Origin of the sequence: Halopseudomonas formosensis, from assembly GCF_900115905.1 — a bacterium.
Classification (GTDB): domain Bacteria; phylum Pseudomonadota; class Gammaproteobacteria; order Pseudomonadales; family Pseudomonadaceae; genus Halopseudomonas; species Halopseudomonas formosensis.
Map to the genome: position 1 here is coordinate 18,574 of NZ_FOYD01000014.1, position 11,563 is coordinate 30,136.

Here is an 11,563-nt window from a genome sequence, read left to right on the forward strand (position 1 = left end):
TATAGGTGCGCTTCAACGGGTCTCGTTGAACAGTTCACGACCGATCAACATGCGCCGAATTTCGCTGGTGCCTGCGCCGATCTCGTACAGTTTTGCGTCGCGCCAGATGCGGCCGGTAGGGTAGTCGTTGATATAACCATTGCCCCCGAGGATCTGAATCGCTTCGCCGGCCATCCAGGTAGCTTTCTCTGCGGTATAGAGAATCACACCCGCACAATCTTTGCGCACCTGACGAACGTGTCCGCTACCCATCGCATCAAGATACTTGCCGACGCTGTAAAGATAGGCGCGACATGCCTGCAGCGTGCTGTACATATCAGCGACCTTGCCCTGGATGAGCTGGAACTCGCCGATGCTCTGGCCGAACTGCTTGCGGTCATGAATGTAGGGCGTGATGATATCCATCGACGCCTGCATCAGGCCCACGGGGCCACCGCTCAGGACAGCACGTTCGTAATCCAAGCCGCTCATCAGCACCTTGGTGCCTTCACCGAGGCCGCCGAGAATGTTTTCCTCCGGGATTTCAACGTTGTTGAATATCAGCTCGCCGGTGTGCGAGCCACGCATGCCGAGCTTGTCGAGCTTCCGCGAAACGGAGAAGCCTGGGGTATTGGTATCCAGAATAAAGGCAGTCATGCCCTTGGCGCCGGCGGCGAGATCGGTCTTGGCGTAGACCACCAACACGTGGCAATCAGGACCGTTGGTGATCCACATCTTGGTGCCGTTCAATACGTAGCGGTCGCCTTTCTTGTCGGCGCGCAGTTTCATGGAAACCACATCAGAGCCGGCATTCGGTTCACTCATTGCCAGCGCGCCGATGTGCTCGCCGGAGATCAGCTTGGGCAGGAATTTCTGCTTCTGTGCTTCGGTGCCGTTGCGGTGAATCTGGTTCACGCACAGGTTCGAGTGGGCACCGTAGGACAAGCCTATGCCGCCGGCTGCACGGGAAATTTCTTCCATGGCGATCATGTGTGCCAGATAGCCCATGCCCGAGCCGCCGTATTCTTCGGCGACGGTAAGGCCAAGCAGGCCCATGTCGCCGAATTTGCGCCACAGATCCATCGGAAACTCGTCGGTGCGGTCGGCTTCGGCAGCACGTGGTGCGATTTCTTTGGCGGCAAAGCCGGCAACCGAATCACGCAGCATGTCGATGTCTTCGCCGAGGAAGAAGTCCAGTCCGGGTATAGCGCTCATATTATGTTATCTCCTGTTCTTATGTTTATAGCTGCGTGGCCTGGATGCGCGCATCCTTGGCGGTGGCGTCATGAAACTCCGTTTTGCGCTCGTTACGCCATGCCGATAGCAGCCTGGCATGCTGAATGTGGGCCTGTTTCAGGAAACGTTCCTTGACCGGGCCATAGCCACGGACGATGTCCGGCAAGTTTGCAAGCTCTATGGCTGTCTGCATTTTTTCTGCGGTCAGCCTGCCCAGCACCTCGTCAAGAATGCCTTCGTAGGTTGCCAGCCATTCGCGTTCTGTCTTGCGCTCGGCGGTATAGCCAAAGGGATCAATGACCGAATTACGCAGGAACTTCATCCGTGCCAACAACTTGAAGCTGCGCATCATCCAGGGGCCGAAACTGCGCTTTTTGGGCTCTTCGCCTGGCTTGGCATTGTTCATTATGGGCGGAGCCAGGTGGAAGTTGAGCTTATAGTTGCCCTCGAACTGGGATTCGATCTTCTTCATGAAATCGCCGTTGGTAAATAGCCGTGCCACTTCGTACTCGTCTTTTGTAGCCAGCACCTTGAAGTAGTTACGTGCGACGGTCTCGGTCAGCTTGCCCGGCTCGCCAGCGATCCGCGTTTCAGCGTCGCGGAATTGCTGCACGCGGGCGCGGTATTTTTCAGCCAGTTTGGCGTTCTGATACTCGGTCAGAGTGGCGATACGGCGCTGAATGACCTCATCCAGATTTTGTGACAGCGGTTGCGCTGCGGCTTTGCTGCTATTGCTGTCGATCAGGCTGCGCAGGCGTGGCAAATCAGCGGCGGCGCGGCGGCCCCAATCGAATGCTTTAAGGTTGAACTCGACGGCCGTCCCGTTCAGTTCGATGGCCTGCACCAGCGATTCTTGGGCCACCGGCAGCCAGCCCCTCTGATAGGCGAAGCCGAGCATAAAGGTGTTGGTGGCAATCGAGTCGCCCATCAGCACCGTGGCGATACGACTGGCATCCAGGAAACTGGACTGGCCCTCGCCAACCGCTTCGGCAATCTGTGCCAACATGGCCTGGGTGCGGAACTTGGGATCGGGATAGGCTTCGAGATTACCGCTCTCGGCCTGCATGGCAAAGGTGCGCACGAACTCGCTGGTGATGCTTTCATCCGAATTCACCACGGCATGGGTAACGCCGTGGCGGAGCTTCTCCAGGGTCTCGTTGTTGGCGCTGACCACCAGATCGCAACCCAGTAACAGACTGGCTTCGCCAGCGGCAATGCGCGGTGCATGCAGCTGTGATTGCTCGGCGGCGATGCGGATATGCGACCACACGGCGCCGCCTTTCTGCGCCATGCCGGCCATATCCAGGGTCAGCACGCCTTTTCCCTCGATGTACGCGGCCATCCCCAGCAGCGCGCCGATGGTCACCACGCCGGTTCCGCCTACGCCGGTGACCAGAATGTTGTAGGGCTGATCCAGTGCGGCCAGGGGGGGCGTTGGCAGATGCCAATCATCGGCGCCGGTGTTGCCCAGCCCCTTGGCCTTGCGCAATGCGCCGCCTTCCACGGTTACGAAGCTCGGGCAAAAGCCGGACAGGCAGGAGAAATCCTTGTTGCAGGATGACTGGTCGATGCTGCGCTTCTGGCCGAATTCGGTATCGACGGTTACCACTGACATGCAGTTGGATTTGCTGCTGCAATCACCGCAACCTTCGCAAACCGCTTGGTTGATCACCACTCGGCGCGCCGGATCAGGGAACTTGCCGCGCTTGCGGCGGCGGCGCTTTTCGGCAGCGCAGGTCTGGTCGTAGACGATGGCGGACACGCCGTCGAATTCGCGCAGTTCCTTCTGCAGCTTTTCCATCTCGTCGCGGTGCAGCACTGGTACGCCGTCGGCCAGACTCTTCACCGATTCGTATTTTTCCGGCTCGTCGGTCACTACGGCAATACGCTTGACTCCCTCGGCGGCCAGTTGCTGGGTGATCTGCGGCACTGTCAGAGTGCCGTCGACCGGCTGCCCGCCGGTCATGGCTACGGCATCGTTGTACAGGATCTTGTAGGTAATCCGCACCTTGGCAGCGACTGCTGCGCGTATTGCCAGGATGCCGGAATGGAAGTAGGTGCCGTCGCCCAGATTGGCGAAAACGTGCTTGGTAGTGGTAAACGGCGCCTGGCCGATCCAGGCTACGCCTTCGCCGCCCATCTGGCTGAACGTCTGGGTTTGCGGATAGATCCATGCGGCCATGTAGTGACAGCCGATACCCGCCAGCGCCCGGCTGCCTTCCGGCACCTTGGTAGAGATATTGTGTGGGCAGCCCGAACAGTAATGAGGCACCCGGTCCATCAGCGTGCCCAGCACGTTCTTGGTGTTGAGCTGTGCTTCGAGCTCCTCAAGACGGTTTTGCAATCTGTCGTTCGGACGCAGGCGCAGGATCCGCTTGGCCAGGGCGCGGGCGATATGCGCCGGCGTCAGCTCACTGATAGCCGGCAGCAGCCAATCAGTGTGGGGCATGCTCCACTCGCCCTTGTCGTCGAACTTACCGACGATGCGTGGCCGCACGTCCTCACGCCAGTTATACAGCTCTTCCTTCATCTGGTATTCGATCATGTGGCGTTTTTCTTCCACCACAATGATCTCTTCCAGGCCTTCGGCGAAATGGCGCACGCCTTCGGCTTCGAGGGGCCAGACCATGCCCACTTTATAAACGCGCAGACCCATCTGCTGAACCTGCTCTGCATCGATGCCGAGCATCTCCAGCGCCTGGCATACGTCCAGGTAGGATTTGCCTGCGGTGATGATGCCGATCCGGGCGTTGGATGAGTCCATGACCACGCGGTCGATACGGTTGGCGCGGGCATAGGCCAGGGCGGCATACAGCTTGTGTTCGAGCAGGCGCTGTTCCTGGGCCAGCGGCGGATCGGGCCAGCGGATGTTCAGGCCGCCTTCGGGAATCTGGAAGTCGGGAATGATCGACTCGACGCGGAACGGATCGATATCGACAATCGCTGCGCTCTCAACGGTATCGGCGACGGCTTTCAGCGCCACCCAGCAACCGGAGTAACGGGACATCGCCCAGCCGTGGATACCGTAATCCAGATATTCTTGCACGCCGGAAGGTGCCAGCACCGGCATCATCACAGCTTTGAATATATGTTCTGTCTGGTGGGGCAATGAAGAGGAACGGGCACCGTGGTCGTCACCGGCAACGGCCAATACACCACCGAACTTCGACGTGCCGGCCGCATTGGCATGCCGGAAGACGTCTCCAGAGCGATCAACGCCTGGCCCCTTGCCGTACCACATGCCGAATACGCCGTCATAGGTGGCGCCTTCAAATATGTTGACCTGCTGGGTGCCCCAGATGGACGTGGCGGCCAGCTCTTCGTTAACGCCTGGCTGGAAATGGGTGTGGCTCGCTTTCAGGTATTCCCGTGCGCGCCACAGATGCTGATCGAAACCGCCCAGAGGCGAGCCACGATAGCCGGATATAAAGCCCGCGGTATTCAGTCCCGCAGCCAGGTCCCGCTGGCGTTGCATAAGCGGCAACCGGACCAGTGCCTGGACTCCGGTCATCAATTGGTAGCCGCTTATCTGCGTATACTTGTCGTCAAGCGAGAGGGACGTTCCCATGGCTGATCATTACCTATCTTGTTCTGTTTATGGCTACTGCAATGCACGGTAGTGCGGATTGACTGGAGTATATGAAGATCGTCTGATATCGTAAAATTATAAAAACTGGACGAAGGTATTGGGAAAACAGATGACAAAGAATGATATTTCGATGCGCCAGTTGCGATACTTCGTTGCGGCGGCGAAGACCGGCCAATTCTCCCAAGCGGCTAGCAAGGTGCATGTGTCGCAGTCTGCGATCACTGCCGCGGTCATGCAGTTGGAAGAGCGCCTCGGCGTGAAGCTGTTCGAACGGATGCCCTACGGCGTTAGCCTCACGGCGGAGGGCAACAAGTTTTTGCAGCATGCAAGTCATATTCTTGATACGTTGCAGGATGCTCTTAGCGAGCCGTTCTTTCTCAGTCATGCAACCAGCGGGGTGGTGAGGGTAGGGGCCTCTTACACTGTGTTGGGTTACTTCCTGCCGAACCTGCTGGCGCGGTTCAAGCGTAATTATCCGGATGTCGAGATTGATCTGATTGATATGGAGCGGAGTAGCATCGAGGCCGCCGTCACTTCGGGTGAGCTGGACGTGGGTCTGACGGTAATATCCAACGCCAGCGATCTCAGCGGCCTGGAGCACAGCGTGCTGATCAGATCGCGTCGGCAATTGTGGTTGGCTTCCACCCATCCGTTGATGCAATCGAACTCCATCACTTTGAAAGATGTCGCTGAGCACGCCTATATCATGCCCACGGTCGATGAAGGCGAAATATCGGCTCTGCGCTATTGGCATAGCCAGAACCTGAAGCCGCAAGTGGCCTTTCGCACCTCTTCCATGGAGTCGCTCCGTGGGCTGGTGGCCCACGGTTTTGGGGTTACGATTCTATCGGACATGCTTTATCGTGCCTGGTCATTGGAGGGCAAGAAGATTGAAATCCGCCCGCTTACCGACGCCGTGCCACCCATGGAGCTGGGCCTGCTGTGGCGTGAAGGCGCAAGCCTGAACGAAGCTGCCAGCGCCTTTCAGCAATTCCTCATTCATGCTTGCGGATCCTGAGAAGGCAGTGTCCCGCCAGCGACACCTTATTCGATCAAGTGCTCACTCCGTTCGCGAGAAGTTTTCCCTTCGCTGCCGAATGGATTCGGCGAAATCGCGCTTTAATGTAGGGAAGTAGGCAATCTGCCCACCCATACCGCCGGCAATATCGATAGAGGCACCGCTGATAAAACTCGCGTAATCACTGGCGAGAAACAGCGCCATGCCGGCCACGTCTTCAGGTCGGCCGTAGCGCCCGAGCGGGACTACCTTCATGACCATCTCGTCGAATTCCTCTCGGGTTACCCCCGGCCCCATCTCCCTGAAGTGTCGATCCCACTGACCGGTATCAATCCAGCCCATATTCAACGAGTTGACCAGTATGTTGTCTTTGGGCAGCGACATGCCGAGCGACTTTGACAGGGCTACACAGGAGGCTCGATTGATCACTGATGGAATGCCTTCTGGCGTGGGGATCACGCCCGCCAGCGCATTGATCTCGATGATCCTGCCCCAGCGCTGCTTGCGCATGAAGGGTACAACAGCCTGAACAAAACGAAAGTGACCCATCTGCAGTACGTTGGCATGCTCAAGAATGGCCTCGGCCGTCAGCGTGTCCAGGTTGCCACCCTTGCCCTGGCCAGCATTGTTGACCAATACATCTACCCCGCCCCAGGCTTCCGTGACCTCAGCAACGAAAGCGTTCACCGAAGTGGTATCTGTCACATCCACCGAGCGGGCAATGACGGCGCTCGCGCTAGCTTCCAGTTCCTGCCCTGTAGCAGTGACTGCCTGCAGATTTCTGGCGCAGATCGCGACGCGAGCACCCTCCGCTGCAAAGGCGGTGGCAATTGCCTTGCCGATCCCGCGCGATGCGCCAGTGACAATCACGCGTTTGTCGCTAAGATCAATATTCATACATTCTCCTTGATGATGCATGTAAGCCGGAATGGCAGCTGAATTGCTTATAAGCCCCGCTTCTGAGGCTTCTATCGGCTGAGATGACTCTCGTTCGATTGTGATAAACCAAAAAAGTAAGACATAAATTGAACAGAACTCTATGTTATGTTTACTTAAAGGCGGTTGGCAAACCAGCAGCCGAGGTTTGTGCACCCGCTTCGAGTGATTCAGCGAGTAGGGGTGAGGTTCTGGAAGCAAAGAAACCGGCTACCTGTCAGTCTGTATAGAGAATTGAAATCTTGATGTGGAATCATGAAGGTTCTTAGGTTAGGATAAAAAGCGCTGAACAGGACGCAACGGATTTAAGCCGATGGACACATGATGGAGAGATCGGGAAGCGGCACTGCAGCAAACGCAGAAGGTTTCATAAGCCATTGAAAATAAAAACAAAGGAAGACCGATGAACGTTAAAAACAAACTTGGGCGAAGCACCCTGGCTCGCAGCGCTCTGGCTCTTGCTGTCGTGGCAGCAACAGGAAATGTATCTGCCATGCAGATAGATCTGGGTAATCCTGACATCCGTTTGCGCTGGGATAACACCGTTCGCTACAACCTGGGCATCCGCACAGACAAACCAGACAGTGATATTCTCAACAACCCGAATTTTGACGAGTCCAGCGGAAAATTTGACCGGGGCGATATCGTTACAAATCGTCTTGATGTGTTGACTGAAGTCGATCTGGCTTATAAATGGCATTTCGGTGCGCGGGTCAGTGCTGCTGGCTGGTATGACGACGCATACAGCGACCGCTCCGTCGAAAGCAATGTTCCGGGCTATCCGACCAGCTACCGCGGGGACCGCTATAGCTCTGAAGTCGAGCGCTACGTCTACGGCCCCTCCGGTGAAATTCTCGACGCTTTTGTATGGGCCAACTTCCACATCGGTAATGCGCCGGTCAACGTTAAGGTCGGTAAGCACACGAATTACTGGGGGGAAGGTCTGCTATTCGGTGCTCACGCCATCGCTTATTCGCAAGCCCCTACGGATGCAGTTAAAGCGGTAACCAGTCCGGGCATCGAGACCAAAGAGGTCTTTCTGCCAATTGGACAAGTTTCCGCAAAAGTGCAGCTGACAGACGCCCTTTCCGTCTCGGGCCAATATTTTTACGAATGGGATCATACGCGCATGCCGTATGGGGGGACCTTTTTTGGCGCTGCCGACCCTTTCTTCGAAGGACCTGACCGGATGGCAGTAGGCGGCGGTGCATTGATGGATCGTGCCGACTCCAAGTTCGGCCGGGATTCGGCCAACTGGGGTGTAATGGCCCGTTACGATATTCAGAGTACAGGCACCACCATTGGTGCTTATTACCGGGAATTTGATGATTACCAGGCTTGGTTGGCACCACAGATCGATATGGCCAATATGCAGTACCGCTTGGTATACCCGCGCAACGTTAAGCTCTATGGCCTGAGCTACGCCACCAACTACCGATCGGCAGCGATTGGTGCCGAGATCTCCTACCGCAAAAATGGTGCGTTGAACGCGACTGGAGTGAGCTCGTTAGATGATCAGGGGCCGCGCGGTGATTCCTTTCATATGGTGCTCAATGCGGTCTATGGCGTACCGCGCTACTGGTTGGCTGATAACTCCACGCTTGTGGCTGAAGTGGCATTCAGTCATCTGGACAAGGTCACCAAGCATGAAGAGCTCTACAAGGGAAGGGGATATGATGCCTGTACGGATTTACGTGATTCGGACGCTCCCGGCGGCAAGAGAGATGGTTGTTCCACGCGCAACTATTCGGCGGTGGCTGTCAACTATACACCTCAGTACCTGTCGATCTTCCCATCGTGGGATCTGGATGTTCCCTTTACCGTAAACTATGGCCTGTATGGTAATGCTGCCACTGCCGGCGGCGGATCGGAAGGTGCGCTGTCGTGGTCGGTGGGCGCAAAAATGACCTACCAGCAACGTCATGAGTTCACACTGCGTTATGCGGACACATCCGCGGATGAAAAACACACCCTGAATGCCAACGGCGATAGAATGACCAGCGCAGGGGGTACCGACCGGGGTTGGGTCTCTTTTACTTACCGAACCTCGTTTTAATAAGCATAAGAGCGGAGAATGTCTATGAAACTCCAACTCGCTTTAGGCATAGCCTTGAGTGGAATTTCAGCCTGTGTGATGGCTATCGCAACGCCCGAAGAAGTAGCTGAGCTCGGCAAGTCGCTGACCTTGACCGGTGCTGTTCAGGCCGGAAATGAGGCGGGAACCATTCCTGCCTTCGAGGGTGGGCTGCGCGAGGCACCTGCTGGCTTCGAGCCGGGCAGTGGTTACTGGGTGAACCCGTTCAAGGACGAGCAACCTCTTTTTCGCATTGATGCCAGCAATTATGCTCAACATGCGGACAAGCTGAGCGAGGGCCAGATTGAGCTGTTGAAGAGAAATCCTGAGTATTATATGGATATCTTTCCGACACACCGCACCGCAGCTCTGCCGCAGGAAGTTCTAGACGCATCTGTTCGCAACGCAACCGAATGCTCCACCCTCAAGGACGGGCTCGCTCTTGATCCCGCCTGCCGGGGTGGAGTCCCTTTCCCGATCCCGAAGACGGGGAATGAGGTTATGTGGAACCAGCAGGTGCGCTACAACGACGGAAAGTTTGGCACTACCACCTCGTCGTCGAACAGCTGGATCGTCGCGTCAAATGGCTCGGTAACCAAGGCGTCGGAACAGGCAACCTTTGTCGAGCGGCCGTTCTACCAGATGGATGTGCCCGGTCGTGACGAGCAGATGTACACGCGGGTGTACTCGGTCACCAAGGAACCAGCCCGTCGAGCTGGTGAAATGACCGGCTATACGGATTTTCTAGATCCGACCAGCAGACCTCGGCGCGCTTGGAGCTATACCCCAGGTCAGCGCCGGGTGAAACTGGCTCCAGAGTTTACCTATGACACACCGGTTGCCAGCATGGGCGGGATCGAGTTGTTCGATGAGCTGTTCATGTTCTCGGGTATGCAGGATCGCTTCGACTTCAAATTGGTCGGCAAGAAAGAGATGTATATCCCGTACAACAACTACGAGCTGTATTTTGACTGCAATGCCGATACTCAGCTGATGGCATCACATCTGAATCCAGAGTGTGAACGCTGGGAGCTGCACCGCGTCTGGGAAGTGGAAGCGACGCTGAAAGAAGGTCGTCGTCATGTCTACAGCAAACGAACCTACTACCTCGATGAAGACACCTATGGCGCCGGTCTGTATGACGCTTGGGATCAGAGTGGTCAGCTTTATCGATCCATGATGCTGGGTGGTGTTCAGCTCTATGATCACGATATTCCCTACATCGTCAAACATGTCATTTATGACTTCAATCGAGGCATGTATGGCTTGATCAATGATGCTCTGGCCGGTGGCTACAAAGTGCTCGAATCACCTCGGTCCGAGCGTGAGCTGAATCCTGAAGCCATCGTTTCTCGAGAAAGCGTGCGGTAACCCAAGCAGTTATGGTGCGGTCCCCAGGGGGAGCGCTACCGGGAACAGCTGTCGCCATCTGGCGACGCTGTTCAAACCCAAGACGCGTCTGGATTATTGAGGGTAAGAATAATGACTATATCCTGCTGGTTGGAATCTTCCCCAACCAAGAGATCGATCTCTCTGGCAGTTGCCTGCTTCCTGTGTCTTGGGTTGGGTTCCTTTTCAGTCCTGGCCTCCGAAACAAAAAGCGAGTCTTCACGCGGTCTCCATGATCCGCTTGAGCAGCCTTCCATCATTCAGGATCTGAGCCGTCCCCAGCCCGCTGTGGCAATAGCGCAGGCCGGTGGCAATCTTGTCAGTGTGGGGCTGCGTGGATTGATCATGATTTCCAGCGATGGCGGTAACAGCTGGAGCCCCTCCACCAGTCCCGTGGCCAGTGATCTCGTTCAGGTACGTTTTCGTGATGAGCTGCATGGCTGGGCTGTCGGGCATGATTCCGTTCTGCTCGCCACAACTGATGGCGGCAAATCGTGGGAAGTTCGGTTGGACGGTCGTAGCTTGGTGACGCTGTTGAGAGAGTACTACTCCACCGCTGCTGGCATCGATGAGTATGAAGCTGAAAGCCTACTGGGAGAAGTGGATCTGGCTCTGAGCACCTCGTCCGATTCCGATGTCATGGCCACGCCTTTTCTGGATGTGTTCATCAACGACAACGGAGAAGGCTTTCTGCTGGGTGCTTTTGGCATGCTGCTACACACCATTGATGACGGTATGACGTGGCAGCCATGGATCGAGCGCACCGAAAACGAGCGGCGCATGCATTTGTATAGTATCGATATGCACGGTGAGCAAGCCTACATAAGCGGTGAACAGGGTCTGGTCATGCGGTTGGATCGGGGGCTGGGTCGTTTCGTTCGGGTAGAAACGCCCTATGCCGGCACTTTTTTTGGAGTGCACGTAGGTGACAGTCTGGTCATGGCGTACGGTCTGCGGGGCAATTTGTATGTCAGCCGAAATGAGGGTCTGAGCTGGGATCGAGTGGACACTCAACAGCAGGCCAGTCTGGTGGATTGCCTGGAAGACGGCCCTAACCACTTTATATTGGTTAGTCAGCGCGGAGAGTTGATACGACTCGATTCCCGTAATCTCGAAACGGCCAGACTGGAAGTGCCCTTCAGCGGAGAGGTGTCCTCTGCGGCTATGGTGGACGGTTCAAGAGAGTTGATGGTTACTCAATTCTCCGGCGTCCGAAAGATAGATATCAGCAAACTCAATTAGTTAATGCTGGTATCAGGTAATTTATGGTAGTACCACGCCGCCTACCCTCTTTATCAAGAGAACAGGGTGGCTGGCTCAGGAACGCTTATTGGTATGAATG

General features: G+C 56.1%; 7 protein-coding genes. 4 read left to right on the top strand and 3 right to left on the bottom strand.

Annotated features, from left to right (window positions below; genetic code table 11):
• Positions 1–12: 12 nt before the first annotated feature.
• Entirely contained in the window at positions 13–1,194 is a 1,182-nt protein-coding gene (locus BM046_RS14660; protein WP_090540794.1) for an isovaleryl-CoA dehydrogenase, read from the bottom strand.
• 25 nt (positions 1,195–1,219) lie between these two features.
• Positions 1,220–4,783, bottom strand: a complete 3,564-nt coding sequence (locus BM046_RS14665; RefSeq protein ID WP_090540796.1) for an indolepyruvate ferredoxin oxidoreductase family protein — start codon at positions 4,781–4,783, stop codon at positions 1,220–1,222.
• Positions 4,784–4,913: 130 nt separating this feature from the next.
• Here BM046_RS14665 and BM046_RS14670 point away from each other — a divergent pair, with 130 nt between their 5' ends.
• On the top strand, positions 4,914–5,822 hold the full coding sequence (locus BM046_RS14670) for a LysR family transcriptional regulator (protein WP_177197883.1): 909 nt from the start codon (positions 4,914–4,916) through the stop codon (positions 5,820–5,822).
• A gap of 42 nt (positions 5,823–5,864) precedes the next feature.
• Here the strand turns inward: BM046_RS14670 and BM046_RS14675 are convergent, their stop codons facing one another.
• The gene (locus BM046_RS14675; RefSeq protein WP_090540800.1) at positions 5,865–6,719 is read right to left on the bottom strand and encodes an SDR family oxidoreductase; all 855 of its coding nucleotides are present in this window, start codon (positions 6,717–6,719) and stop codon (positions 5,865–5,867) included.
• A gap of 442 nt (positions 6,720–7,161) precedes the next feature.
• Between BM046_RS14675 and BM046_RS14680 the strand changes: the two genes are divergently transcribed.
• From BM046_RS14680 to BM046_RS14690, 3 genes are all read left to right on the top strand, one after another.
• Positions 7,162–8,814 carry a DUF1302 domain-containing protein gene (locus tag BM046_RS14680; RefSeq protein WP_090540802.1) on the top strand — a complete coding sequence of 551 codons (1,653 nt, stop codon included), beginning with the start codon at positions 7,162–7,164 and terminating at the stop codon, positions 8,812–8,814.
• Positions 8,815–8,838: 24 nt separating this feature from the next.
• Positions 8,839–10,203 carry a DUF1329 domain-containing protein gene (locus BM046_RS14685; RefSeq protein WP_090540804.1) on the top strand — a complete coding sequence of 455 codons (1,365 nt, stop codon included), beginning with the start codon at positions 8,839–8,841 and terminating at the stop codon, positions 10,201–10,203.
• A gap of 111 nt (positions 10,204–10,314) precedes the next feature.
• Entirely contained in the window at positions 10,315–11,463 is a 1,149-nt protein-coding gene (locus BM046_RS14690) for a WD40/YVTN/BNR-like repeat-containing protein (RefSeq protein WP_090540806.1), read from the top strand.
• Positions 11,464–11,563: the final 100 nt, after the last annotated feature.

What these genes read in the sequence shown, in the direction of transcription:
- BM046_RS14690 (WP_090540806.1), top strand. Translation starts at nt 10,315, where the DNA reads ATGACTATATCCTGCTGGTTGGAATCTTCCCCAACCAAGAGATCGATC.
- BM046_RS14665 (WP_090540796.1), bottom strand. Translation starts at nt 4,783, where the DNA reads ATGGGAACGTCCCTCTCGCTTGACGACAAGTATACGCAGATAAGCGGC.
- BM046_RS14660 (WP_090540794.1), bottom strand. Translation starts at nt 1,194, where the DNA reads ATGAGCGCTATACCCGGACTGGACTTCTTCCTCGGCGAAGACATCGAC.
- BM046_RS14670 (WP_177197883.1), top strand. Translation starts at nt 4,914, where the DNA reads ATGACAAAGAATGATATTTCGATGCGCCAGTTGCGATACTTCGTTGCG.
- BM046_RS14685 (WP_090540804.1), top strand. Translation starts at nt 8,839, where the DNA reads ATGAAACTCCAACTCGCTTTAGGCATAGCCTTGAGTGGAATTTCAGCC.
- BM046_RS14675 (WP_090540800.1), bottom strand. Translation starts at nt 6,719, where the DNA reads ATGAATATTGATCTTAGCGACAAACGCGTGATTGTCACTGGCGCATCG.
- BM046_RS14680 (WP_090540802.1), top strand. Translation starts at nt 7,162, where the DNA reads ATGAACGTTAAAAACAAACTTGGGCGAAGCACCCTGGCTCGCAGCGCT.